The organism is Pseudomonas sp. CCOS 191 (assembly GCF_001007005.1).
GTDB lineage: Bacteria > Pseudomonadota > Gammaproteobacteria > Pseudomonadales > Pseudomonadaceae > Aquipseudomonas > Aquipseudomonas soli.
The window spans coordinates 2,025,359-2,050,415 of record NZ_LN847264.1 but is presented as its reverse complement, the minus strand read 5'-3'; the positions used below and the strand labels follow the sequence as shown (position 1 = coordinate 2,050,415).

General features: G+C 63.3%; 28 protein-coding genes and 1 pseudogene. 21 read left to right on the top strand and 8 right to left on the bottom strand.

Annotation, left to right across the window (positions count from 1 at the left end):
* Positions 1-103 precede the first annotated feature (103 nt).
* From CCOS191_RS09280 to CCOS191_RS09235, 10 genes are all read left to right on the top strand, one after another.
* Positions 104-1,228: a hypothetical protein gene (locus tag CCOS191_RS09280; RefSeq protein WP_046854930.1), complete on the top strand. Its 1,125-nt coding sequence runs from the start codon at positions 104-106 to the stop codon at positions 1,226-1,228.
* Positions 1,229-1,235: 7 nt separating this feature from the next.
* The gene (locus CCOS191_RS09275; RefSeq protein ID WP_046854929.1) at positions 1,236-2,180 is read left to right on the top strand and encodes a recombinase RecT; all 945 of its coding nucleotides are present in this window, start codon (positions 1,236-1,238) and stop codon (positions 2,178-2,180) included.
* Positions 2,167-2,796 carry a lambda exonuclease family protein gene (locus tag CCOS191_RS09270; RefSeq protein ID WP_046854928.1) on the top strand — a complete coding sequence of 210 codons (630 nt, stop codon included), beginning with the start codon at positions 2,167-2,169 and terminating at the stop codon, positions 2,794-2,796. Before CCOS191_RS09275 ends, CCOS191_RS09270 begins: the two co-directional genes overlap by 14 nt.
* Positions 2,793-3,305 (top strand): hypothetical protein, encoded by a 513-nt coding sequence (locus tag CCOS191_RS09265; protein WP_046854927.1) that lies wholly within the window; start codon positions 2,793-2,795, stop codon positions 3,303-3,305. Before CCOS191_RS09270 ends, CCOS191_RS09265 begins: the two co-directional genes overlap by 4 nt.
* Positions 3,306-3,308: 3 nt before the next feature.
* Entirely contained in the window at positions 3,309-3,503 is a 195-nt protein-coding gene (locus tag CCOS191_RS09260) for a hypothetical protein (protein WP_046854926.1), read from the top strand.
* A 41-nt stretch (positions 3,504-3,544) separates the two neighbouring features.
* A complete protein-coding gene (locus tag CCOS191_RS09255) occupies positions 3,545-3,904 on the top strand; it encodes a hypothetical protein (protein ID WP_046854925.1) in 360 nt (119 codons plus the stop codon).
* Between the two features lie 61 nt (positions 3,905-3,965).
* The gene (locus CCOS191_RS09250) at positions 3,966-4,559 is read left to right on the top strand and encodes a hypothetical protein (RefSeq protein ID WP_046854924.1); all 594 of its coding nucleotides are present in this window, start codon (positions 3,966-3,968) and stop codon (positions 4,557-4,559) included.
* Between the two features lie 83 nt (positions 4,560-4,642).
* Positions 4,643-4,954 carry a hypothetical protein gene (locus CCOS191_RS09245; protein WP_177330348.1) on the top strand — a complete coding sequence of 104 codons (312 nt, stop codon included), beginning with the start codon at positions 4,643-4,645 and terminating at the stop codon, positions 4,952-4,954.
* A gap of 3 nt (positions 4,955-4,957) precedes the next feature.
* Positions 4,958-5,344, top strand: a complete 387-nt coding sequence (locus CCOS191_RS09240; RefSeq protein WP_046854923.1) for a hypothetical protein — start codon at positions 4,958-4,960, stop codon at positions 5,342-5,344.
* Positions 5,345-5,388: 44 nt separating this feature from the next.
* Complete coding sequence (locus CCOS191_RS09235) at positions 5,389-5,976, top strand: hypothetical protein (protein WP_046857724.1); 588 nt, start codon at positions 5,389-5,391, stop codon at positions 5,974-5,976.
* Positions 5,977-6,026: 50 nt separating this feature from the next.
* Here the strand turns inward: CCOS191_RS09235 and CCOS191_RS28365 are convergent.
* Positions 6,027-6,326, bottom strand: a pseudogene (locus CCOS191_RS28365) (hypothetical protein).
* 450 nt (positions 6,327-6,776) lie between these two features.
* On the opposite strand from CCOS191_RS28365, the gene CCOS191_RS09225 reads away from it, so the two are divergent.
* The 7 genes from CCOS191_RS09225 to queD all read left to right on the top strand — a co-directional run bounded on the left by CCOS191_RS09225 (position 6,777) and on the right by queD (position 9,276).
* Positions 6,777-7,106: a hypothetical protein gene (locus tag CCOS191_RS09225; protein ID WP_046854921.1), complete on the top strand. Its 330-nt coding sequence runs from the start codon at positions 6,777-6,779 to the stop codon at positions 7,104-7,106.
* Positions 7,103-7,315 carry a hypothetical protein gene (locus CCOS191_RS09220; protein WP_046854920.1) on the top strand — a complete coding sequence of 71 codons (213 nt, stop codon included), beginning with the start codon at positions 7,103-7,105 and terminating at the stop codon, positions 7,313-7,315. Before CCOS191_RS09225 ends, CCOS191_RS09220 begins: the two co-directional genes overlap by 4 nt.
* Positions 7,312-7,758, top strand: a complete 447-nt coding sequence (locus tag CCOS191_RS09215) for an ASCH domain-containing protein (protein ID WP_082120375.1) — start codon at positions 7,312-7,314, stop codon at positions 7,756-7,758. Before CCOS191_RS09220 ends, CCOS191_RS09215 begins: the two co-directional genes overlap by 4 nt.
* A 420-nt stretch (positions 7,759-8,178) precedes the next feature.
* Positions 8,179-8,406, top strand: coding sequence for a hypothetical protein (locus tag CCOS191_RS09205; protein WP_046854918.1), 228 nt, complete (start codon positions 8,179-8,181; stop codon positions 8,404-8,406).
* A gap of 37 nt (positions 8,407-8,443) precedes the next feature.
* On the top strand, positions 8,444-8,620 hold the full coding sequence (locus tag CCOS191_RS28125) for a hypothetical protein (RefSeq protein WP_172670882.1): 177 nt from the start codon (positions 8,444-8,446) through the stop codon (positions 8,618-8,620).
* A 23-nt stretch (positions 8,621-8,643) separates the two neighbouring features.
* A complete protein-coding gene (locus CCOS191_RS09200; protein WP_046854917.1) occupies positions 8,644-8,856 on the top strand; it encodes a helix-turn-helix transcriptional regulator in 213 nt (70 codons plus the stop codon).
* A gap of 63 nt (positions 8,857-8,919) precedes the next feature.
* Positions 8,920-9,276 carry a 6-carboxytetrahydropterin synthase QueD gene (gene queD / locus CCOS191_RS09195; protein WP_023630589.1) on the top strand — a complete coding sequence of 119 codons (357 nt, stop codon included), beginning with the start codon at positions 8,920-8,922 and terminating at the stop codon, positions 9,274-9,276.
* A 114-nt stretch (positions 9,277-9,390) separates the two neighbouring features.
* On the opposite strand, the gene CCOS191_RS09190 is transcribed toward queD, so the two are convergent.
* Entirely contained in the window at positions 9,391-9,870 is a 480-nt protein-coding gene (locus CCOS191_RS09190; protein WP_046854916.1) for a DUF1289 domain-containing protein, read from the bottom strand.
* 407 nt (positions 9,871-10,277) lie between these two features.
* On the opposite strand from CCOS191_RS09190, the gene acnB reads away from it, so the two are divergent.
* Positions 10,278-12,887, top strand: coding sequence for a bifunctional aconitate hydratase 2/2-methylisocitrate dehydratase (gene acnB / locus CCOS191_RS09185; protein WP_046854915.1), 2,610 nt, complete (start codon positions 10,278-10,280; stop codon positions 12,885-12,887).
* Positions 12,888-13,070: 183 nt separating this feature from the next.
* Here the strand turns inward: acnB and prpD are convergent, their stop codons facing one another.
* From prpD to CCOS191_RS09155, 6 genes are all read right to left on the bottom strand, one after another.
* Positions 13,071-14,555, bottom strand: coding sequence for a 2-methylcitrate dehydratase (gene prpD / locus CCOS191_RS09180; protein ID WP_046854914.1), 1,485 nt, complete (start codon positions 14,553-14,555; stop codon positions 13,071-13,073).
* Between the two features lie 167 nt (positions 14,556-14,722).
* Positions 14,723-15,913 carry a 2-methylaconitate cis-trans isomerase PrpF gene (gene prpF / locus CCOS191_RS09175; protein WP_046854913.1) on the bottom strand — a complete coding sequence of 397 codons (1,191 nt, stop codon included), beginning with the start codon at positions 15,911-15,913 and terminating at the stop codon, positions 14,723-14,725.
* Between the two features lie 164 nt (positions 15,914-16,077).
* A complete protein-coding gene (gene acnD, locus CCOS191_RS09170) occupies positions 16,078-18,666 on the bottom strand; it encodes a Fe/S-dependent 2-methylisocitrate dehydratase AcnD (protein WP_046854912.1) in 2,589 nt (862 codons plus the stop codon).
* A 156-nt stretch (positions 18,667-18,822) separates the two neighbouring features.
* A complete protein-coding gene (gene prpC / locus CCOS191_RS09165) occupies positions 18,823-19,950 on the bottom strand; it encodes a bifunctional 2-methylcitrate synthase/citrate synthase (protein ID WP_046854911.1) in 1,128 nt (375 codons plus the stop codon).
* Positions 19,951-20,101: 151 nt separating this feature from the next.
* Complete coding sequence (gene prpB / locus CCOS191_RS09160; protein ID WP_038706441.1) at positions 20,102-20,992, bottom strand: methylisocitrate lyase; 891 nt, start codon at positions 20,990-20,992, stop codon at positions 20,102-20,104.
* Positions 20,989-21,705, bottom strand: coding sequence for a GntR family transcriptional regulator (locus CCOS191_RS09155; RefSeq protein ID WP_023629917.1), 717 nt, complete (start codon positions 21,703-21,705; stop codon positions 20,989-20,991). Before CCOS191_RS09155 ends, prpB begins: the two co-directional genes overlap by 4 nt.
* Before the next feature lie 285 nt (positions 21,706-21,990).
* Between CCOS191_RS09155 and rloA the strand changes: the two genes are divergently transcribed.
* From rloA to CCOS191_RS09140, 3 genes are read left to right on the top strand one after another with little or no spacing between them, the layout of a single operon-like run.
* Positions 21,991-22,527 (top strand): retropepsin-like aspartic peptidase RloA, encoded by a 537-nt coding sequence (gene rloA, locus CCOS191_RS09150; RefSeq protein ID WP_023629916.1) that lies wholly within the window; start codon positions 21,991-21,993, stop codon positions 22,525-22,527.
* A gap of 5 nt (positions 22,528-22,532) precedes the next feature.
* Positions 22,533-24,068, top strand: a complete 1,536-nt coding sequence (rloB, locus tag CCOS191_RS09145) for an osmotic stress tolerance membrane protein RloB (RefSeq protein ID WP_046854910.1) — start codon at positions 22,533-22,535, stop codon at positions 24,066-24,068.
* Positions 24,068-25,048 (top strand): alpha-L-glutamate ligase-like protein, encoded by a 981-nt coding sequence (locus tag CCOS191_RS09140; RefSeq protein WP_038706442.1) that lies wholly within the window; start codon positions 24,068-24,070, stop codon positions 25,046-25,048. Before rloB ends, CCOS191_RS09140 begins: the two co-directional genes overlap by 1 nt.
* Positions 25,049-25,057: the final 9 nt, after the last annotated feature.

Here is a 25,057-nt window from a genome sequence, read left to right as displayed (position 1 = left end):
TCTTCGCCTGCACCTTCTTCATGCTCGCCAGCGCACTGGCTGGCTCCATCACTCAATAAACATCACATCAGCGCCCACCGCATGGATGGCGCGGGAGATTCGTATGTCCGCAGAACAGAAGCTGATCGCGATCGAAGAGATCAGCGAGGCGAACGCCCCGGCCATCTATGTGGCCGGCGGCCTGCAGCAATTCATCGACCTGGTGAAGGGTGAGATCGAAGGCGAAGTGCCCGATCTGACCACCCGCAAGGGCCGCGAGCGCATCGCCAGCCTTGCCGCCAGGGTCAGCAAGTCGAAGACCGCCGTCGAGAAGCCGGGCCGCGACTACCTGCGCCGACTCAAGGAAATGCCGAAGGTGGTCGAGGCTGAGCTGCGCGAGTTCGTGACCGCGATGGACGCTCTGCGAGACGAGACGCGCCGGCCGCTCACAGAGTGGGAAGCCGCCGAGGATGCTCGCATCGACCGCCACAATGACCGCCTGAACTGGCTGAAGACTCTGGCGGACGACCTTGGCGAACTGACCTCACTGCACATCAAGGGCCTGATTGCTGAGGCTGAGGGCATGCAGCTCGGCGCCCACTGGGAGGAATTCGAGGCTGAGGCCGGAGCCGCGAAGGACAAGGTGCTGACCACGCTTCGCGCCGCCTTGACCAAGCGGGAAGCATTCGAAGCCGAGCAGGCCGAACTGGCCCGACTGCGCCGCGAAGCAGACGAGCGCGCCGAGCAAGACCGCATCCGTGCAGCGCAGGAAGCCGCTGTCGAGGCCGAGCGTCAGCGCGTGGCACAGGAGCAGCAGGCAGCGCGGGAAGCCGCAGCGCGCCGCGAGCAGGAGCTGATCGAGCAAGCTGCCGCGCAAGAACGAGAAGCCGAGAACCAGCGCCTGCAGCTCAAGTTGCAGGCTGAGCAAGCAGAGCGCGCCCGTGTTCAGGCCGAGGCTGACCGCGTGGCCGCCGAGCAGCGTGCCGAACAAGAGCGCCAGGCCGCCGCCCGCCGGGCTGAAGAAGCCGCCGAGCAGGCGCGCCAGGAAGAACGCCGCCGGGCCGATGCAGCTGCCGCCGAGATCGTGCGCCAGCAGGAAGCCCGAGAGCGCGACGTCGCCCACCGCCGCAGCATCAACCGCGCCGCCCTGGACGCCTTCGTCGCCGGCGGCATGACCGAGGAATGCGCCAAGCAGGCAATCACCCTGATCGCCGAGCGCAAGATCCCGAATATCGCCATTTCCTACTGAGGTCGCTATGAGCCAAGCAGTAGCCATCATCTCGCAGGACATTTATGCGCAGCGGAATCAGTTTGCCAACGTGCTGACTGACCGCTCGCTGAACTTCGAGCGCGAGGCCGAATTCGCCATCCAGGTGATTACCTCAAGCGAGTACGCCACCAAGGTTGCCATGCAGAACCGGCAGTCGGTGGCCAACGCGATCACCAACATCGCCGCCATCGGCATCAGCCTGAACCCGGCCAAGAAGCAGGCGTATCTGGTACCGCGCGACGGCCGCATCTGTCTGGATATCAGCTACATCGGTTTGATGGATCTGGCCATGTCGACCGGCGCCATACGCTGGGCCCAGGCCGAACTGGTCTACGGCGCAGACGCTTTCAGCCTGAACGGCTTCGACAAGCCGCCGACCCATTCCTACAACCCGTTCGCCAAGGATCGCGGCGAGGTGATCGGCGTGTACGTGGTCGTCAAGACCGCCGATGGCGATTACCTGACCGAAACCATGAGCATCGAGGGCGTGAACGCCATCCGTGACCGCTCCAGCGCCTGGAAAGCTTGGGTTAGCAAGAACAAATCCTGCCCATGGGTCACCGACCCGGGCGAGATGGCCAAGAAGACCGTGGTAAAGCGCGGCTACAAGTACTGGCCGAAGACAGAGCGCCTGGAGCAGGCGATTCACCACTTGAACACGGATGGGGGTGAGGGTCTTGCCAGCCTGGCTGGCTCGGCACCCACCGACCCCGAGATGGTGAACAACTGGATTGCACTGGCACAGAAGGCCGGCAGCCTGGAAGCATTGACCGATGTGTACCAGCAGGCAACCGCAGCCATGAAACAGGCAAAGGATGCGACCGGCCATGCCCGCTTCAAGGCCGAGGTCACCAAGCGCGCCGACGCCATCAAGGCAGAGGCGGCGCCCATCGAAGGCGAATCTGAGGAGGTGTTAGATGGAGCAGCGTAGCGCTGAATGGTTTGCGGCACGCCTTGGGTGCGTAACCGCCAGCCGGGTGAAGGACGTTATGGCGAGCGGCAGAGGTGGTGTGCCGTCTGCTACCCGAAAGAATTACATGATGGAGTTGCTGTGCGAGCGCCTGACCGGCCAGCAGAGCGGACCAGACCTTTCCAGCAAGCCCGCCGTGCAGCGCGGCGTAGAACTTGAGCCGTTCGCTTGCATGGCCTACGAGGCGGACAAAGGCCTGATGGTGGTTGAAACCGGCCTGGTAATGCACCCGACCATTGCTGGCTTTGGCGCTTCACCGGACGGCCTGGTCGGTGATGATGGCGTGCTGGAGATCAAGTGCCCGAACACTGCGACCCACATCGCCACCATGCAGTCCGAGCGCCATGACCCGCAGTACGAGTGGCAGATGCTCGCCCAGATGGCCTGCACCGGAAGAGCCTGGGCCGACTTTGTCAGCTACGACGACCGCCTGCCTGAACCTCTGCAGTACGTTTGCCACCGCTTCGAGCGCGACTTCAAGCGCATCCGCGAGATGGAGTCCGAGATCAAGGCGTTTCTGGAAGAGCTCAGCGACCTGGAGAAGGAGATGCGCGAGCGGATGAAGGAGGCAGCATGAACCCATCAATCGACCTGGAGGCAGCGAAGGCTGCCTTCTTCGCGTCTGGCGGTCAGCTCGTGGTGCTTGAGGGCTTCCAGTACGTGCCGCTCCGGCAGCGGAAGCACCCTGCGCCGAGGCCGAAGCGGGCCAGGCCAGTCAAGCAGGAGCGCGGCGGCGAGCGTAAAAGCCGCGCCCAGGCCCGCACCGCGCAGATTGCAGAACTGGCAAAGACCATGACCTGTGGCGAGGTCGCAAAACTCCTTGGCGAAACCAAGACCGCTCTGTGGGGAGTAGCGGCGCGGGGAGGATTCAGGTTCTTCAGCCCGCCGAAGACTGCCAGACCAGTGAAGGCGAAGGTCGAGCCCAGCCAGGAGGACCGCGATCTGGCCGACAAGATCATCGCCCTGCGTGACGAGGGGAAGTCCAGATGCCGGACCATAGCCGAGTTGGGAATCGGCAATTGTCGGCTTGTGCGGATCCTCGACCTGTTCGATATCGACTTCCCAGTTCAACGGCGCCAGGGGTAGGCCATGAGCGAACACGGCGATCACCCCAGCGTCTACTACCTTGGCCGGGAATGCCGCCGCAACGGTGGCGGAAAGATGGCCAATCCATTCGCCTATCACACGTTTCACGGCTCGTGGTTCTTGGCCGGCTGGAACGACATGGATCTTGAGATTGAGCAGAAAAATCCGAAGCGCGCTGCAAAGATCAAGGCGGCGTGACCAGTTCAACTTGCCGCCCAGCGGATTGAAGGAGGTGCTGCATGGCGATGACGCCCCAAGAGCGCGACGAGAAGCGCAAGAAGAAAGAAGCCAAGGCTGGGGTTGAGGATCTGCGGATGAAGGCAGGTCGCGGCACCCGCCAGGCTCTGGCCGAGATCATGCAGTGGGCCGAAGTCGAGGAAAACGGCGAGGCCATGACCCTGCTGATCCACCGCATCCATGAACTAGGGCCTGAAGCGGCCCGCCACTTCCTCAGTGCGCCGCGCCACGAAATAGTGGTATCGGATTTTGTGGCGCGTAGGCTCGACAAATTCCGCATTGGGCGCGAGCTTCGCGCACCTGACCTGGTTCTGGGCGACGACCCAGACGATACCGGCCTGTTGCTGATCGGCAACGCCTGAAACCACCTATTGCCACCATGCCGCCACCAGCACGGAGGGCGGCGCATGCATGGAGAAAGCCATGAGCGATACCGAAGCCAGCCCGAGCCTGGCAACCGGCCACCCGATGACTGCCGACACCTGGCAAGACTTCGTTGCCCGACTTCGCCACCACTGCAACGGCCAGGGCGTGAAGTGGCACCACACGGCATGCGCGCTGTTCACCGTGCAGCAGAAGCGAATCGACTACGGCTTCGACCGTGACTATGCCGAAGGCTTGGTGGTCTGCCTGGAGGATAGGAGGTGGTTCAGTCCAGTGGATTACTGGAATGACCTCGACGAGGAAGAACAGCAGGAAATCAACCAGACCGTTCAGGCCGACCACGAGTGTGATTTCCTCGACCTGGATACGGATGACCAGTGGGAGCTCCTGGCCGAACTCGACGACCACTCCGTCACCGGCTGGAACAAGCACTGGGAAATCGTGAACAGCCACTTCACCAAGGAAGCGGCCGAAGCGTTCATTAGCCGCAAGCAGCACGATTACCCAGAGCTGCGGGTTTACGTCGAGTCGCAGTACTACGCCTGGGAGTTCGAAGCGATCAAGGCCGCGATCCTCGACGGCACGCTGGTCTACCAGCCAAAGCCAGCAACTGACGATGCTACTGCCGCCTGACCCTCCCGCGCTGCCCGCCAGCGCCTTCCCCTATTCAACGATAACGCCGACCCGGCGAGGGCGGCGCATGCCTGGAGATCGCCATGAGCATCCCCGTGAACGCCCTCAAAGAAGATGAGCTTCTGCATTACGCCGCGCTTGAGCCAGGCGCTGCCGCAGAGCTTGTGCGACGTATCACCGAGCAAGGCCTCGACCCCAGCGTCTGCGCCGAGTTGCTGCGAGAAGAGATACGCAGCCTGGAAAGCCAGCTCGACGATGAGTCCCGTGATGCTGACGAGCTGCGAGACAACGCCGAGGACGCCTGCCGCTGGATTCGGCGCGCACTCGACACCGATGACCGCAACGAGCTTTCGTTGGAGCAGCTGCTCCAGAAGGCCCTCGACTGCCTGGAGTGAGCTATGAGCACGTTCGCAGTTTTTGGTATGACCGCCGCTACGGCGTTGGCCGATGCCAGGAAGTCAACGAAGAACACCAAGCCCAGCGGCAGGATAGGAGTGCCGCCAATTGAGATAACGCTCGAAGAGTGGATTGAGGCCGTTCAGCGCAATGCCGACGCCATCATGGCAGGCGAAAAGGTGAAACAGCTCAGTGCCCTCTTCGATACCCCCCAGTACGCCCAGCAGTTCATTGACCTAGCCAAGAGGTCCGGCGCATGCCGCGACCTGAAGATCCGCTGCAAAGCCGCACTGCTCGACGAGAAGGGCAAGAAGATCCTCAGCCCTAAGACCAGAATGCCCGTGATCGGCTGGGCGGATTGGACGCCAGAAACTCACAAAGCAGCATGATGCGAGGTATCCCCATGCCCACAGAAAACCGATCCACCCCGCGCATTGTTGAGCTGTTCTGGTGCGTGATCGCTAAGTTCCTGGCCAAGCCCGCCGTAGCTGACTGGCTCATCACCCGCGCCCAGCGCACGCCATACCAGCACATCACCTCCGCCGACGACCAGGACATCTACATGGGCCGCTGGTGGCTGCTGAACGCCTACTGCCAAGAAACCCGCAAGCGCGCCATGCAGTGGTTTCCCTGGTCGATCCGCATCCATCACATCATGCGGCCCGACGAGGATCGCGACCTGCACGACCACCCATGGGATGCGCGAACGATCATCTTGCGTGGCTGGTACAACGAACAAAGGCTGGCAAGCGATGAATGGAAGGACTCGCTGATGTCATGCCTGGTGCCGAACCCCAACCAGAAATTCGTTGATTGGATCATGCGGGACGCCTGCGAGTGGATCAGACGGGATCAGGGCGACACCTCGCAGTTGCGACACGGCGAGTATCACCGCATAGACCGGGTTTCACCCGGCGGCGTGTACACCCTTTTCATCACCAGCAAATGGCGTGGCGACTGGGGCTTCTTGGTCAACGGCGTGAAGGTGCCGTGGCGCACCTATACCGGCACTGATAACTGAAACCCGCCAAGAGCACATCTGTACTCCATCAAGCTGTAACCACTCCGCCTCTATTTCGAAGCAGCACGCATGTCGGTGGTAGCAGAGCCGTCGGCGGCAATTCGGCGTGCCCGGCCCACGCCCCAAGCCAGTGCCCTGGTCATTGACTCACCAGGTCGCGAATCGAACGCCTCCTCATGAATTGCGGCGCCGCTTGGAGCGTATACCCCGATAAACATTTGGGTCGCTCCTGTAGGTGACAGCCGGACCTGCACGTCGATGAAACTGCCATCGCTTAGCGTTTCCTCGTGGGTACGTTAGTGGAGCGTCGGGTCGGCCCACGACCAGAAAACATCGCCACGGATCCGCATGTCGCACTCCTACGGCCTTCGTCACTTTGGGAGGGTGTAAGTACCACCATAGCGAAAGCGAAGCGGTTATCAACCGCAGAGCGAGACGTTAGAGCCGCATCGGACAAGCGGAGTATCACTTTGCGCCCGGCTGCTCTGGGACGTGCATCGTAGCGGCGAACGTCATCCATTCTTCAAAGGCGCGTCGGTGCTGGTCGCAATTCGATTGCCAGGTGGCGGAGGACGTTGCGCCGTACACAACCTGACTCATAGTTTGAGCAGTGAAGGTATCGAGCTTTCGAAGCAGTTCGTATGCACGAAACTGTTGATCCCTACTGATTAAGCTCATTTGATCCACCACTGCTAATGAGCAGCGAAATGCTCCTCGTGACCGGTGGACACCCCGCCACCAATTAAAGTCACCCGAACTTAATTTTTTTACTGCCGCGATATGGCGGCCAAGGAATCGTCATGCCTGAAGAAATCAAGCTGATCCAGCCGGCGCCGGTTGAGCGCGATGAATACGGAATGTTCCAACACCCCGACCTGCCCGACTTCGACGAGGGCGACGGCGAGAAGTGCAAGGCCTGGATAGCCCAGCAGGGCTTGCAGCTCATCATGTTCCACCTGGAGACCGACGCACCGGAGGACATCGCAGAACGCTACTTCGAGTCTGGCGACCCCGATTGCAGCTATTGGGAGCCCAGCAAGCCAGATGGCAATGGCTGGTTCTGCCTGGCCATCCACGACACCGACGACGGTCCCGTGTGCTGGTGGGCGCGCCGTGAGGTGAAGCCATGAAGCGCCACCTGGTCGTCATGGGCTTCCTGATCGGTGCCTTCGCCTTGGTGCAGACCTTCTGCGTTGGCGTGTTCGTCGGACGCGAGACCAAGGTCTGCCAGCTGCAGGCCGGCAACGAGCGCCAGCTCTCCCCCCACGAACAGCAGGACAACGGACCTACACCCGCACTGGCGCCTGGGCGCTGGATTGATGAGAGGTATCAGCTGTGAAGGCGCTTTCAATTCGCCAGCCATGGGCCTACCAGATCATCCATGGCAGCAAGGACATCGAAAATCGCAACTGGCACACGAAGTTCCGTGGCCGCTTCCTGGTGCACGCCGCCCAAGGCATGACGAAGCGCGAGCTGCGTGAGGCGAACCGCTTCTGCATGGCGCGTGGTCTGCCAATCCCTATGGCCCTGGCCGACCTGCAGCGTGGCGGCATCATCGGCTCGGTTGAGCTGGTCGACAGCGTCGATACCAGCGATTCGGACTGGTACATGGGCTCCAAGGGGTTCGTCCTGCGCGATCCGCGACCGCTGCCGTTCCTACCGATGAAGGGACGACTGGGGTTCTTTGACGTGCCTGATGACGCGCTTTGCACCTGCCCGAGCGGCAACGGATCACTGCGCTGGCCGTGCCCTGTTCATCCACCGAAGGAGGAACGCAAATGATCGCCCTCGCCTACATGGCCTACCTGATCTGGAATGCGCCGCGATGAGGAAGGTGACCCGCACAGTTGCCGATCCCTATACCGAGTGGGGCTTTCGCATAGTCCCGGCAACCTACGAGGAGGCAGAGAAGATCACCGAGTTCCGTCTGGACCGCCGCCAAAACTACTCCATCAACAGGGAGGGCGAGGTCGAGGTGCTTGGAGTGTGCTCGATGGAATGCTCAGGCTGCAGCTGTGACTGTTCGAGCTGCAGCAATGGCTACAACGCCCACCCGCCGGCCGGTTGCCGAGAATGCGGATACACCGGCCGTGTCCGGATGCATTTCGGCTATCCACCGTCGCCTCCCAAGCGCAAGCAAGCAGCCTAACCCCTCCCCCAACTACTCAAGCCCGCCGACAGCGGGCATGGAGAGCTATTGCCATGCCAATCATCACCGTGACCACGACGGTCATCACCCGCTTCGATGTGCCCGAAGGGCTGAGCATCGACCTTGTACGACACCAAGCGCTTCCTGACCTCAGCGAGGATGAGCAGGGAACAGATGCGGTTTTGGTCCTGCAAGACACCGCAATGAACATGGTGTACCTGGGCTCAGCAGAAGCTCGATCACAGTCAGTCGGGCATTCCATCACCGAAGGCGAGGCCTGACCACAACCTGCCGCCACCGGCGGCGTGGAGACCATCCATGAACCTGATCGACTGCTACGTCACGAAGATCCTCGGTGAGCCGTACCGCAAGTTCGGCGCCTGGTGGGTCGACGTCGAATACGACAGCTGGGGCCGCACCAGCAAAACACAGCTCATGTTCCGCACAGAGGAAGCCGCACGGGCGGCGCAGGTCGGGCACCACTTCACGGCCTGACCCTCTATATAAAGGAGACACCCATGCGACACGCAGAAAACATTGACCGCTTCCTGCGCCTCGATGAGGTGCTGCACGTGACCGGAATTGGGAGGAACACCGTCTATCGCAGAATCCGTGAAGGGACATTCCCAAAACAGGTTAAGATAGGTCCAAATTCGGTCGCCTGGCGCCAGTCGGACATCACTCAGTGGATGACCTCTTTCGAGCCCAGCGAAGACCAATCAGTACATTGAGCAGTACACTGAAACGCCAGATTCCGCTCAAGCCCACATCCCATCAGCTTTACAGGTCCACCAGTGGAAATCTTTAAGGAATTTACCTTCGAATCGGCTCACCGCCTGCCCAACGTCCCTGCCGGCCACAAGTGCGGCCGCCTGCATGGCCATTCGTTCAAGGTCGCCCTGCACCTGACCGGCCCGCTCGATCCGCACACCGGCTGGATCCGCGACTTCTCCGAGATCAAGGCGATCTTCAAGCCGATCTACGAGCAGCTGGACCACAACTACCTGAACGATATTCCCGGGCTGGAAAACCCCACCAGCGAAGTGATCGCCAAGTGGATCTGGGATCAGGTCAAGCCGCTGCTGCCGGAACTGTCGAAGGTGCGCATCCACGAGACCTGCACCAGCGGGTGCGAGTACACCGGCGACTGATCGAGCATCTGCATGGGCCCTATCGCTGGCAAGCCAGCTCCCACAGGTCTTGCGCACGTTCTTAAGACAGCGCGGAACCTGTGGGAGCTGGCTTGCCAGCGATAAGGGCAACGCTTATTTCTGATCTGCCGCCAAAGCATCACGCAAGAAGCTCGGGGCGATATAGCGCTGGTAATGCGCCTCGGAAAGCAAAAAGAATTCCCGATCGATGGCGTCGCGCAGTTGTGGCAGCTCCCAGTCGCGGAACTCCGGCAGCAAGGCCATCCCGTAGGCCTCCAGGTCGCGAATCATCCGCGCCCCGCGGGCGATCAGCTGATAGGCCCAGCAATATTCCGACTGCTGTGCCACATAGCGGATCGAGCGCTGTTCGAGCTGCTCGCGCAAGCGCGCTTTGTCGAACACTTCCAGCTTGGCCATCATCACCTGCACCAGCAGTTGCTCCAGGCGCAGCCACACGGCGCGCTTCTGCTCGTCGTCGTAGCCGTTCCAGTGGATCACTTCGTGATGAAAGCGCTTGCAGCCGCGGCAAACCAGGTCTCCGTAGACGGTGGAGCAGAGGCCGACGCAAGGCGTCTTGATGGATTGGTTGGACATGTAAAAACAACGGCTTGGCGGTGGAACACGGCCCCATGTTAGCCCTTTGTCTAACCAGGGTCACCCGTTAAAGTCTTCTTCGCCGCCTTACTTTCGGCTAATTTTTGCCGTAGAATCACTCCGCCTTTTCAAGGCAACCATGTCCGTTGGAAGCTGTTTTCAAAGCGTCACGAGCACAGTTCATCCGGTAGAACGGCGTTGGCCGTGGCCATGCGAGCGCATGGCCACGGCCAACCCCTCATCAGCCTTCCGTTCTACAGGCGTAAAACTTTGAAAACAGCTTCTGTAAGGATTCTCTGCGACCCTGGCTTGCCGGCTCAAAAAGCCGTCTTCAGCGCATGGGTGCAGAAGAATGCTGGATGAGCGTCCCGGACTCCCTTTAGGGACCACTGATGAGGGTAATAACTGTGCTTGAAGCCTACCGCAAACATATCGAAGAGCGTGCCGCTCTGGGTATCGTGCCCCAGCCGCTGAACGCCGAACAAACTGCAGGCCTGGTCGAGCTGCTGAAAAACCCGCCGGCCGGCGAAGAAGCCTTCCTCGTAGACCTGATCACCAACCGCGTTCCGCCAGGAGTGGACGAAGCCGCCTACGTCAAGGCCGCTTTCCTCTCCGCTGTCGCCAAGGGTGAAGCCAAGTCGCCGCTGATCGACCGCAAGCACGCCACCGAGCTGCTGGGTACCATGCAGGGCGGCTACAACATCGAAACGCTGGTCGCGCTGCTGGACGACGCCGAACTGGGCGCCGTCGCGGCCGAACAGCTCAAGCACACCCTGCTGATGTTCGATGCCTTCCACGACGTGGCCGAAAAAGCCAAGGCGGGCAATGCCCACGCCAAGGCCGTGCTGGAATCCTGGGCTGCCGGCGAGTGGTTCACCAGCCGTCCGGCGATCGCCGACAAGTACACCCTGACCGTGTTCAAGGTGCCAGGCGAAACCAACACCGACGACCTGTCCCCTGCCCCGGACGCCTGGTCGCGCCCTGACATCCCGCTGCACGCCCTGGCCATGCTGAAGATGGCCCGCGACGGCATCGAGCCTTCGCAGCCTGGTTCGGTCGGCCCGCTGGCGCAGATCGAAGCGGTCAAGGCCAAGGGCTTCCCGGTCGCCTACGTCGGTGACGTGGTCGGTACCGGTTCCTCGCGTAAATCGGCCACCAACTCGGTGCTGTGGTTCTTCGGCGACGACATCCCGTATGTACCGAACAAGCGCGCCGGTGGTTTCTGCTTCGGCACCAAGATCGCCCCGATCTTCTACAACACCATGGAAGACGCCGGCGCCCTGCCGATCGAGTTCGACTGCACCAACCTGGGCATGGGCGACGTCATCGACGTCTACCCGTTCAAAGGTGAAGTGCGCCGCCACGACAGCGACGAACTGGTCACCAGCTTCGAGCTGAAGACCGAAGTGCTGCTGGACGAAGTCCGCGCTGGCGGCCGTATCCCGCTGATCGTCGGCCGTGGCCTGACCGAGAAAGCCCGTGCCGAGCTGGGCCTGGCCCCATCGGACCTGTTCAAGAAGCCAGAGCAACCTGCCGCTTCGACCAAGGGCTTCACCCTGGCGCAGAAGATGGTAGGCCGCGCCTGCGGTCTGCCGGAAGGCCAGGGCGTGCGCCCAGGTGCCTACTGCGAGCCGAAGATGACCACCGTCGGCTCCCAGGACACCACTGGCCCGATGACCCGCGACGAGCTGAAAGACCTGGCGTGCCTGGGCTTCTCCGCCGACCTGGTGATGCAGTCGTTCTGCCACACCGCGGCCTATCCGAAGCCGATCGACGTCACCACCCACCACACCCTGCCAGACTTCATCCGCACCCGTGGCGGCGTGTCGCTGCGCCCGGGCGATGGCATCATCCACAGCTGGCTGAACCGCATGCTGATGCCTGACACCGTCGGCACCGGTGGCGACTCGCACACCCGCTTCCCGATCGGCATCTCGTTCCCGGCAGGCTCGGGCCTGGTGGCCTTCGCCGCCGCCACCGGCGTCATGCCGCTGGACATGCCAGAGTCGATCCTGGTGCGCTTCAAGGGCAAGCTGCAGCCTGGCATCACCCTGCGTGACCTGGTCCATGCGATCCCTTACTACGCCATCCAGAAAGGCCTGCTGACCGTCGAGAAGAAAGGCAAGAAGAACGCCTTCTCCGGCCGCATCCTGGAGATCGAAGGCCTCAACGACCTGACCGTCGAGCAAGCCTTCGAGCTGTCCGACGCCTCGGCCGAACGCTCCGCCGCCGGTTGCACCATCAAGCTGCCGGAAAAGGCCATCGCCGAGTACCTGCAGTCCAACATCACCCTGCTGCGCTGGATGATCGGCGAAGGCTACGGCGATGCCCGCACCCTGGAGCGCCGCGCCCAGGCCATGGAAGCCTGGCTGGCCAAGCCTGAGCTGCTGTCGGCCGACGCCGATGCCGAATACGCCGAAATCATCGAAATCGACCTGGCCGACGTCAAGGAGCCTGTGCTCTGCGCGCCGAACGACCCGGACGACGCTCGCCTGCTGTCCTCGGTACAGGGCGAGAAGATCGACGAAGTGTTCATCGGTTCGTGCATGACCAACATTGGTCACTTCCGCGCCGCCGGCAAGCTGCTGGAGAAGGTCAAGGGCGGTATCCCGACCCGTCTGTGGCTGGCCCCGCCAACCAAGATGGACGCTCACCAGCTGACCGAAGAAGGCTACTACGGCATCTACGGCAAGGCTGGCGCGCGCATGGAAATGCCAGGCTGCTCGCTGTGCATGGGTAACCAGGCACGTGTGCAGACCGGTTCGACCGTGGTCTCCACCTCGACCCGTAACTTCCCGAACCGTCTGGGCGACGCCACCAACGTTTACCTGGCCTCGGCCGAGCTGGCTGCTGTCGCTTCGATCATCGGCAAGCTGCCGACCGTCGAGGAGTACATGCAGTACGCCAAGGACATCGACAGCATGGCTGCCGACGTCTACCGCTACCTGAGCTTCGACCAGATCGCCGAGTTCCGCGAAGCCGCGGCCAACGCCAAGATCCCGGTGGTTCAGGCGTAAGCAGCTGCAAGTGGTAAGTTACAAGCGGTAAGAAGAAGCCCCGGTAGAGATACCGGGGCTTTTTTGTTTGAGCCGCCGGCCTCATCGCTGGCAAGCCAGCTCCCACTGGATCGCGCAGTGCTCAAGGTCTGCGCCAAACCTGTGGGAGCTGGCTTGCCAGCGATGAGGCCGCAACAGACAACATCAAATCACGAACAGATCGACAAACCTGTGCACCGGCATGCCCTCCAGCCTCGCCTGGTCCTTGCACAACGCCACGATCTCCTCACAGCGCTGCCGCGCAAATCGCGTCGCCAGGTTCTCCCTGAACTTCGCCTCCAGCAACGGCATCCCCTCCTCCCGCCGGCGCCGATGCCCGATCGGGTACTCCACCACCACCTGCGGTGTGTGCGAGCCATCCTTGAAGAACACCTGCACGCCATTGGCAATGGAGCGCTTGTCGGCCTCCAGGTACTCGCGGCTGAAGCGCGGTTCCTCGACGATCACCATCTTCTCGCGCAAGCGGTCGATGCTCGGGTGCGCGGCATGGAAGGCATCTTCGTAGTGCTCGGCCTCCAGGTCACCGAATATCAACGGCACCGCCGTCATGTATTGCAGGCAATGGTCGCGGTCTGCGGCGTTGGCCAGCGGCCCTTCCTTGGAAATGATGCGGATCGCCGATTCGTGGGTGGTGATGACGATGCGGTCTATCTCGTGCAGGCGATTGCGCACCTGCGGGTGCAGGATCACCGCGGCTTCGCAGGCGGTCTGGGCGTGGAATTCGGCAGGGAAGCTGATCTTGAACAGCACGTTTTCCATCACATAGCTGCCCAGCGGCTGCGGCAGGCGCAGTTCACGCTGCGCCTCGGGCTTGAGCGCCAGGTCCTTGTTGCTGTGACTGAACGACACGTCGTAGAACCCCCACTGCCTGGCGGTCAGCGCACCGGGCACACCCATCTCGCCTCGCAGCGCGATATCGGCCAGCCGCACGCCACGACTGGAGGCATCCCCCGCCGCCCACGACTTGCGCGAGCCGGCGTTGGGCGCATGACGGTAGGTGCGCAGGGCCTGGCCATCGACGAAGGCGTGGGAGAGTGCTGACAGCAATTGTTCACGGCTGGCGCCCATGAGCTTGCCACACACTGCTGTCGAGGCGACCTTGACCAACAGCACATGGTCCAGGCCAACCCGGTTGAAGGAGTTTTCCAGCGCCAGCACGCCCTGGATCTCGTGGGCCATGACCATGGCATCGAGCACCTCGCGCACGGCCAGGGGCGCCTCGCCATTGGCCACGCGCTTTTGCGACAGGTGATCGGTGACCGCCAGGATGCCACCGAGGTTGTCCGAGGGATGACCCCACTCCGCCGCCAGCCAGGTGTCGTTGTAGTCCAGCCAGCGGACGATGCAGCCGATGTCCCAGGCCGCCTTGACCGGGTCAAGGCGGTAGCTGGTGCCCGGCACGCGGGCGCCATGGGGGACGATCGTGCCTTCGACCAACGGGCCAAGATGCTTGGTGCATTCGGGGAAGCGCAGGGCCAGCAGGCCGCAGCCCAGGGTGTCCATCAGGCAGTGGCGGGCGGTGTTCAGCGCCTCGGGCGATTCGACGCGGTAGCCGAGCACATAGTCGGCGAGGGTCTGCAGGACCTGATCGTAGTCGGGGCGGGTGTTGAATTCAGTATTGGCGCTCATTGGCGGCTCCTTTGCGACTGGGGCTGCTGCGCAGCCCATCGCCGGCAAGCCGGCTCCCACCCCGACCGCGCCGCACTCAAGCCAAGCGCTATCCCTGTGGGAGCCGGCTTGCCGGCGATGGGCCGCAAAGCGGCCCCGTTCAACGAATGCCGAGCACTACTGATGCCTTAGAAACTATCACCGGGCACGCGTACCCAGCCCTCCATCAGCACCCGAGCGCTTCGGCTCATGATTGCCTTGGTCACGGTCCATTGCCCGTCCACCTGACGCGCCTCGGCCCCGACCCGCAGTGTCCCGGACGGATGGCCGAAACGCACGGCACTGCGTTCTCCGCCACCGGCAGCCAGGTTGACCAGCGTCCCGGGAATTGCCGCGGCGGTACCGATGGCCACCGCTGCGGTGCCCATCATCGCGTGGTGCAGCTTGCCCATCGACAGTGCACGCACCAGCAAGTCGATCTCTTCGGCAGGCACGGCTTTGCCACTGGAGGCAGTGTAGGTGCTCGGCGCCGCGACGAACGCCACTTTCGGCGTGTGCTGGCGCCCCGCGGCCTGGTCGATATGCTCGATCAGCCCCATGCGCACGGCACCATGGGCACGGATGGCCTCGAAACGCTGCAATGCGGCGGCATCGCCGTTGATGGCGTCCTGCAACTCGCTACCGGTATAGCCGATATCGGCGGCATTGACGAAGATGGTCGGGATACCGGCATTGATCAGGGTGGCCTTGAAGGTACCGACGCCCGGCACCTCGAGGTCGTCGACCAGGTTGCCGGTGGGGAACATCGCCCCGCCCCCGCCATCCTCGTCGGCGGCCGGGTCGAGGAACTCCAGCTGCACCTCGGCGGCCGGGAAGGTCACTCCATCGAGTTCGAAATCGCCGGTTTCCTGCACCTCGCCCTCGGTGACCGGCACATGGGCGATGATGGTCTTGCCAATGTTGGCCTGCCAGATCCGCACGGTAGCGATGCCATTGCGTGGAATGCGGCTCGCATCGACCAGCCCCCCGCTGATGGCGAACGAGCCGACCGCGGCGGACAGGTTGCCGCAGTTGCCGCTCCAGTCGACGAAGGCCTTGTCGATCGAGACCTGGCCGAACAGGTAGTCGACGTCGTGGTCGGGCTTGATGCTTTTCGACAGGATCACCGTCTTGCTGGTGCTGGAGGTGGCGCCACCCATGCCGTCGATCTGCTTGCCGTACGGATCGGGGCTGCCGATCACCCGCAACAGCAGGGCGTCGCGAGCCGGGCCTGGGACCTGCGCGCGCTCGGGCAAGTCTTGCAGGCGGAAGAACACGCCTTTGCTGGTACCGCCACGGATGTAGGTGGCGGGGATTTTTACCTGTGGTGCATGTGCCATTGCCGTGCTTCCTGATTTTTTCATTGCGACGCAAAGACTGGGGCTGCTGCGCAGCCCATTCGCCGCGGTTCGTCGTCACGACAAGCCGGCTCCCACATGAGCATGCCGCACCTACTGTGGGAGCCGGCTTGCCGGCGAAAGGGCCGCTCAGCGGCCCCGCTTATTCAGGCCGTGCCTTCCAGGAAGTCCTGGGCAAAGCGCTGCAACACCCCACCCGCCTCATAGATCGACACCTCTTCGGCGGTATCCAGGCGGCAGGTCACCGGCACCTCGACACGCTCGCCGTTGCGCCGCGTGACCACCAGGGTCAGCGTCGCCCGCGGCTTGCGCTCGCCCAGCACGTCATAGGTCTCGCTGCCGTCCAGGCCCAGGGTGTTGCGGTCGGTGCCCGCCTTGAACTCCAGCGGCAGCACGCCCATGCCCACCAGGTTGGTACGGTGGATGCGCTCGAAGCCTTCGGCGACGATCGCCTCGACGCCCGCCAGACGCACGCCCTTGGCCGCCCAGTCACGGGACGACCCCTGGCCGTAGTCGGCTCCGGCGACGATGATCAGCGGCTGCTTGCGCTGCATGTAGGTCTCGATGGCCTCCCACATGCGGGTCACCTTGCCTTCCGGCTCGATGCGCGCCAGCGAACCCTGCTTCACGCTGCCGTCGTCCTTGCGCACCATCTCGTTGAACAGCTTGGGGTTGGCGAAGGTGGCGCGCTGCGCGGTCAGGTGGTCGCCACGGTGGGTGGCGTAGGAGTTGAAGTCTTCCTCCGGCAGGCCCATCTTCGCCAGGTATTCACCGGCGGCGCTATCGAGCAGGATGGCGTTGGACGGCGACAGGTGGTCGGTGGTGATGTTGTCCGGCAGCACCGCCAGCGGGCGCATGCCGCGCAGGGTACGCTCACCGGCCAGGGCGCCCTCCCAGTACGGCGGGCGGCGGATGTAGGTGCTCATCGGACGCCAGTCGTACAGCGGCGCGACCTTCGGCCCCTTGTCTTCCTCGATGGCGAACATCGGGATGTACACCTGGCGGAACTGCTCGGGCTTGACCGAGGCGCGCACCACGGCGTCGATCTCTTCATCGCTCGGCCAGATGTCCTTGAGGCGGATTTTCTTGCCGTCGACCACGCCCAGCACGTCCTTCTCGATGTCGAAACGGATGGTACCGGCGATGGCGTAGGCCACCACCAGCGGCGGCGACGCGAGGAACGCCTGCTTGGCGTAGGGGTGGATACGCCCGTCGAAGTTGCGGTTGCCCGACAGCACGGCGGTGGCGTACAGGTCGCGATCGATGATCTCCTGCTGGATCACCGGGTCGAGCGCGCCGGACATGCCGTTGCAGGTGGTGCAGGCGAAGGCGACGATGCCGAAGCCCAATTGCTCCAGTTCGTGCTCGAGGCCGGCTTCCTTCAGGTACAGCTGCACCGCCTTGGAGCCCGGCGCCAGCGACGACTTGACCCACGGCTTGCGCACCAGGCCAAGCTTGTTGGCGTTGCGGGCGATGAGGCCAGCGGCGATCACGTTGCGCGGGTTGCTGGTGTTGGTGCAGCTGGTGATGGCGGCGATGATCACCGCGCCGTCCGGCATCTGCCCCGGTACTTCCTGCCATTGCCCGGCAATGCCCTTGGCCGCCAGGTCGCTGGTGGCCACGCGCGCGTGCGGGTTGGACGGGCCAGCCATGTTACGCACCACGCTCGACAGGTCGAAGCTCAGGGTGCGCTCATACTCGGCCTTGGCCAGGCTGTCGGCCCACAGGCCGGCGACCTTGGCGTAGGTTTCCACCAACTGCACCTGCTGGTCATCGCGGCCGGTCAGCTTGAGGTAGTCGATGGTCTGTTGGTCGATGGCGAACATCGCCGCGGTGGCGCCGTACTCCGGGGCCATGTTGGAGATGGTGGCACGGTCGCCCAGGGTCAGCGCGCTGGCGCCGGCACCGTGGAATTCGAGGTAGGCGCCGACCACCTTCTGCTTGCGCAGGAACTCGGTCAGGGCCAGTACCAGGTCGGTAGCGGTGATGTTCGGCGCCAGGCGCCCGGTCAGCTCGACGCCGACGATCTCCGGCAGGCGCATCCACGAGGCGCGGCCGAGCATGACGTTTTCGGCCTCCAGGCCACCGACACCGATGGCGATCACGCCCAGGGCGTCGACATGCGGCGTATGGCTGTCGGTGCCGACGCAGGTGTCGGGGTAGGCCAGGCCGCGGTCGTTGTGGATTACCGGCGACATCTTCTCCAGGTTGATCTGGTGCATGATGCCGTTGCCCGGCTGGATCACGTCGACGTTCTTGAATGCCTGTTTGGTCCAGTTGATGAAGTGGAAACGGTCTTCGTTGCGGCGGTCTTCGATAGCGCGGTTCTTGTCGAACGCCTGCGGGTCGAAGCCACCGCATTCCACGGCCAGCGAATGGTCGACGATCAGTTGCACCGGCACCACCGGATTGACCGCGGCCGGGTCGCCGCCTTTGTCGGCGATGGCGTCACGCAGCCCGGCGAGGTCGACCAGGGCGGTCTGGCCAAGGATGTCGTGACACACCACGCGGGCCGGGAACCAGGGGAAGTCGAGGTCGCGCTTGCGCTCGATCAGTTGCTCGAGCGATGCATCGAGGGTGGCCGGATCGCAGCGGCGCACCAGGTTTTCGGCCAGTACGCGGGAGGTATACGGCAGGCCGTCGTAAGCGCCGGGCTTGATCGCCTCGACCGCGGCACGGGCGTCGAAGTAGTCCAGGGCGGTGCCTGGCAGGTTCTTGCGGAATGCGGTGTTCATATCGTTATCGGGCTCACGGTATTCGGTTTGCAGGTCAGGCCTTGGGGGCGCTGCGCACCCCATCGCCGGCAAGCCGGCTCCCACAGCAACGCATGGACATTGTGGGAGCCGGCTTGCCGGCGAAAGGGCTGCATGGCAGCCCCAGCGGTCGTTGCCTCAGCGCTGCTCGATCGGCACGAACTGGCGCTGCTCGACGCCGACGTACTCGGCGCTCGGGCGGATGATGCGGTTGTTGGCGCGCTGCTCGAACACGTGCGCGGCCCAGCCGGTCAGGCGCGAGCAGACGAAGATCGGGGTGAACAGCTTGGTCGGGATGCCCATGAAGTGGTACGCCGAGGCGTGGTAGAAGTCGGCGTTGGGGAACAGGCGCTTCTGCTCCCACATGGTCTTGTCGATGGCTTCGGAAACCGGGTACAGGACCTTGTCGCCCACTTCGTCGGCCAACTGCTTGGCCCAGCCCTTGATCACTTCGTTGCGCGGGTCGGACTCTTTGTAGATGGCATGACCGAAGCCCATGATCTTGTCCTTGCGCTCGAGCATGCGCAGCAGCTCGGCAGTGGCTTCCTGCGGGCTCTGGAAGCGCTCGATCAGTTCCATGGCCGCCTCGTTGGCACCACCGTGCAGCGGGCCGCGCAGCGAGCCGATGGCGGCGGTCACGCAGGAGTACAGGTCGGACAGGGTCGAGGCGCAGACCCGGGCGGTGAAGGTCGAGGCGTTGAATTCGTGCTCGGCGTAAAGGATCAGCGACACGTTCATCACCTTGACGTGCAGCTCGCTGGGCTTTTTGCCGTGCAGCAGGTGCAGGAAGTGGCCGCCGAGGGTGTCTTCGTCGCTGCTGCAGTCGATGCGCACGCCGTGGTGGGTGTAGCGGTACCAGTAGCACATCACCGCCGGGAACAGCGCCAGCAGGCGGTCGGTCTTGTCGCGCTGGGCGTCGAAGGTCAGCTCCGGCTCCAGGGTGCCAAGCACCGAGCACCCGGTACGCATCACGTCCATCGGGTGTGCATCGCGCGGGATGCGCTCGAGCACTTCCTTCAGCGCTTGCGGCAGGTCGCGCAGCCCCTTGAGCTTGCGCTTGTAGTCGGCAAGCTCGGCCTTGCTCGGCAGCTCGCCGTAGAGCAGCAGGTAGGCCACTTCCTCGAACTCGGCGCCTGCGGCCAGGTCGCGCACGTCATAGCCGCGGTAGGTCAGGCCGGCGCCGGCCTGGCCGACGGTCGACAGCGCGGTCTGCCCGGCCACCTGGCCACGCAGGCCCGCGCCACTGAGTACTTTTGCTTCGGCCATGGTGTTTCTCCTTTCTTGAATTTGTTATCGAAGTCTTTCTGGCTAATCCGGGTGGCTGTACCGGCCTATCGCCGGCAAGCCGGCTCCCACAAAAAGCAGGCTTGCGCAATCCTGTGGGAGCTGGCTTGCCAGCGATGAGGCCCTCACGGCCTCAACCTTTTTTCTGGGCGAACAATGCATCGAGGCTCTGCTCGAAGGCGTGGTAGCCGATGGCATCGTAGAGCTCCATGCGGGTCTGCATGGTGTCGATCACGTTCTTCTGGGTGCCGTCGCGGCGCAGCGCGGTGTAGACGTTCTCGGCCGCCTTGTTCATGGCGCGGAAGGCCGACAGCGGATAGAGCACCAGCGACACGTCGACCGAGGCCAGTTCCTCGGTGGTGTACAGCGGCGTGGCGCCGAACTCGGTGATATTGGCCAGGATCGGCGCCTTCACCCGGTCGGCGAAGGTCTTGTACATGTGCAATTCGGTGATCGCTTCAGGGAAGATCATGTCGGCGCCAGCCTCGATGCAGGCGGCGGCACGGTCCAGGGCGGCGTTCAGACCCTCCACCGCCAGGGCGTCGGTGCGCGCCATGATCACGAAGCTGTCGTCGCTGCGGGCATCCACGGCCGCCTTGATGCGGTCGACCATCTCCTGTTGCGAGACGATCTCCTTGTTCGGGCGGTGGCCGCAGCGCTTGGCGCCGACCTGGTCCTCGATATGGATGGCGGCGGCGCCGAACTTGCTCATCGACTTGACGGTGCGGGCGACGTTGAAGGCCGAGGCGCCGAAGCCGGTGTCGACATCCACCAGCAGCGGCAGGTCGCACACATCGGTGATGCGGCGCACATCGGTGAGCACGTCGTCCAGGCCGCTGATGCCCAGGTCCGGCAGGCCCAGGGAGCCGGCAGCGACACCGCCACCGGAGAGGTAGATGGCCTTGAAACCGGCGCGCTTGGCCAGCAGGGCGTGGTTGGCGTTGATGGTCCCGACCACCTGCAGCGGATGTTCGGCGGCGACCGCGTCACGGAAACGCTGGCCGGGCGTGCTCTTCACTGTCATGACTCACCTCGTGGGCTATTGTTGTCGGCACCTTGGTAATGGCGCTCGATATTGCGTTTGGACGCGCCGATGTGGCGGCGCATCAGGAGTTCTGCAAGCTCACCGTCGCGGGCTTCGATGGCATCGAGGATACGGTGGTGCTCGGCGAAGGCCTGGCGCGGGCGGTTGGGCGTGGAGGAGAACTGGATGCGGTACATGCGCACCAGCTGGTACAGCTCGCCGCAGAGCATCTTGTACAAGGTCTGGTTGCCGCTGCCCTGGATGATCCGGTAGTGGAAGTCGTAGTCGCCTTCCTGCTGGTAGTAGCCCTGCCCGGCCTGGAACGCGGCATCGCGCTCATGGGTATCGAGCACATGGCGCAGTTCGTCGATGGCGGCCTGGCTCATGCGCTCGGCGGCCAGGCGGCAGGCCATGCCTTCCAGCGACTCACGGATTTCATACAGCTCGATCAGCTCGGCGTGGCTCAGCGATACCACCCGGGCGCCGACATGCGGCACGCGCACCAGCAGGCGCTGGCCTTCGAGACGGTGGATGGCCTCGCGCAGCGGGCCGCGGCTGATGCCGTAGGTACGCGCAAGCTCAGGCTCGGAAATCTTGCTGCCGGGGGCTATCTCGCCCTTGACGATGGCGGCCTGGATACGCCGGAAGACATGCTCCGAGAGGGTCTCGGTCTCGTCCTGCGGCACTGCCACGGCCTGGGATACATCCAGCATGATTGTCGACACCTTGCAAATCAATGACGGCAAAACTAGCTAAATTGACAGTCGCAGTCAAAGACAAAAAGAACATTGTCGACAATCGTCTAATAACGAACTAACCAAGCCTCGCCGCGGTCAGATCGCGGGCGCGCTGGCGTCAAGGCACCGGCGTGATAGAATGCCGCGCTCCTTCGGGAGCATGGATAGTGTGTCTGTCATCATTTCATGCCCATGACAGATCAATGAGGACGCTTGGCCAGTCGCCTTGCCCTGAACTTTGCACAGCACCGCGCCAGGATTATGAGACTCAAACCCGCTTCATTGCTGCTCTGCCTGACCCTGCTGCCGGCACTCGCGCCCGCGGCCGAAAAGACCGTGTACGGTCTCAACGAATACGCCCGCCTGGGCGACCTTGACCTGGAAGTGGCAGCCAAGCTCGATACCGGCGCCAAGACCGCCTCGCTCAGTGCCCGCGACATCAAGCGCTTCAAGCGCAACGGCGAGAGCTGGGTGCGCTTCTACCTGGCCATCGACGCCGCGCACAAGCACCCCATCGAACGCCCCCTGGCCCGCGTCAGCAAGATCAAGCGCCGCGCCGGGGACTATGACGCCGACTCGGGCAAGGCCTACACTGCCCGTCCAGTCATCGAACTCGACATCTGCATGGGCCAGACGCGACGCACCATCGAGGTCAACCTCACCGACCGCAGCGCCTTCCAGTTCCCGCTGCTGATCGGCTCCGAGGCCCTCAAGCACTTCGGTGCGCTGGTCGACCCAAGCCTTAAATACGCGGCCGGCAAACCTGCCTGTGCCACCGAAGCTCCCAAAGCAGAGTAATTCCGATGCGCTCTCTTACCCTCCACCTGAAAGTCCTGATCACCGTCCTGGTGGTGCTGGGCATCGCGATCACGGCCTACCAGATCTTCGCCCTCGGCATCCCGGTGACCGAGGACGAGACCGATGACCTGTGGAACATCGACGCCAAGGTCGAGTTCGTCGCCAGCGCCAAGGACCCGGTCAAGGTGCAGATGTTCGTGCCCCCGCTGAACCGTGACTACGTGAGCCTCAACGAGAGCTTCATCTCCAACAACTACGGGGTCAGCGTCAACCGCGCCGACGGCAACCGCAAGGTCACCTGGTCGGCCCGTCGCGCCAGCGGCAACCAGACCCTCTACTACCGTCTGGTGCTGACCAAGCGCTACAGCACCGAGAAAGCCAAGATCAAGGGCCCGACCTTCCGCGACAGCCTGGCCGTCGAAGGCCCGGAGAAAATCGCCGCCGAAGCACTGATGGCACCGATCCGCCAGCACTCGGCCGACGTCGAGACCTTCGTCAGCGAGACCATCAAGCGGGTCAACAACGCCAACGACGACAACGCCAAGCTGCTGCTGGCCGGCGACAACTCGCCGCTGAAGAAAGCCCAGGTCATCGACCTGCTGCTGTCCATTGCCCACGTCCCGCTGGAGAAGGTCCACACCATCCGTCTGGTGGCCGACACCCCGCAGAGCCCTGAACTGTGGCTGCGCAGCTTCAACGGCAACGACTGGCTGTACTTCAACCCGGAGACCGGCGAGCAAGGCCTGCCCAGCGACCGCCTGCTGTGGTGGACCGGCGACGACAACCTGATCACCGTCGATGGCGGCAAGAAGGCCACCGTCACCTTCAGCATGAACAACAGCGAGATGAACGCCATCCGCCTGGCCAAGCTGACCGACGAGAACACCGACGCCGACTTCCTCGAATACTCGCTGTACGGCCTGCCGCTGCAGACCCAGCAGACCTTCATGATCATGGTGATGATCCCGATCGGCGTGCTGGTGATCCTGGTGCTGCGCAACCTGATCGGCATCCAGACCCTGGGCACCTTCACCCCGGTGCTGATCGCCCTGGCCTTCCGCGAGACACAACTGGGCTTCGGCATCATCCTGTTCACGGTGATCACCGCCCTGGGCCTGTCGCTGCGCTCGTACCTGGAACACCTCAAGCTGCAGATGCTGCCGCGCCTGTCGGTGGTGCTGACCTTCGTCGTGGTGCTGATCGCCGCCATCAGCCTGTTCAGCCACAAGCTGGGCCTGGAGCGCGGGCTGTCGGTGGCGCTGTTCCCGATGGTGATCCTGACCATGACCATCGAACGCCTGTCGATCACCTGGGAAGAACGTGGCGGCGGCCATGCCATGAAAGTGGCCGTCGGCACCCTGTTCGCCGCCTCCATCGCGCACCTGCTGATGACCGTGCCGGAAGCCGTGTACTTCGTCTTCACCTTCCCGGCGGTGCTGCTGATCCTGGTGGGCTTCATGCTGGCGATGGGTCGCTACCGCGGCTACCGCCTGACCGAGCTCGTGCGCTTCAAGGCATTTTTGAAGAAGGCTGACGCCTGATGTTCGGCCTGATCAAGACGTGGAAAGCCCTGGAGGCCCGGGGCATCATGGGTATCAACCGGCGCAACGCGGACTACGTGTTGAAGTACAACAAGCGCCACCTGTACCCGATCGTCGACGACAAGATCATCACCAAGGAACGCGCCCTGGCGGCCGGCATCCATGTGCCGGAGATGTACGGCATCATCGAGACCGAGAAGCAGATCGAGAAGCTCGACGAGATCATCGGCGGGCGCAGCGACTTCGTCATCAAGCCGGCCCAGGGCGCCGGCGGTGACGGCATCCTGGTGATCGCCGACCGCTTCGAGGACCGCTACCGCACGGTTTCGGGCAAGATCATCAGCCACGAGGAGATCGAGCACCAGATCTCCAGCATCCTTACCGGCCTGTATTCGCTGGGCGGGCACCGCGACCGCGCACTGATCGAGTACCGGGTCACTCCGGACCAGATCTTCAAGAGCATCAGCTACGAGGGCGTGCCCGACATCCGCATCATCGTGCTGATGGGCTACCCGGTAATGGCCATGCTGCGCTTGCCGACCCGCCAGTCCGGCGGCAAGGCCAACCTGCACCAGGGCGCCATCGGCGTCGGCGTGGACCTGGCCACCGGCCTGACACTGCGCGGCACCTGGCTGAACAAGATCATCAGCAAGCACCCCGACACCACCAACGCGGTGGACGGCGTGCAACTGCCGAACTGGGACGGCTTCATGAAGCTTGCCGCCAGCTGCTACGAGCTGTGCGGCCTGGGCTACATCGGTGTGGACATGGTGCTGGACCAGGACAAGGGCCCGCTGATCCTCGAGCTCAACGCCCGCCCCGGCCTGAACATCCAGATCGCCAACGACTGCGGGCTCACGCAACGTACCCACGCCATCGAGGCGCACCTGGAGATGCTGGCCAAGGAAGGTCGCAGCGAGGATGCCGAGCAGCGCGTGAAGGTCTCGCAAGGCCTGTTCGGACACGTTCATCCGCAGTGATGCTCGGGG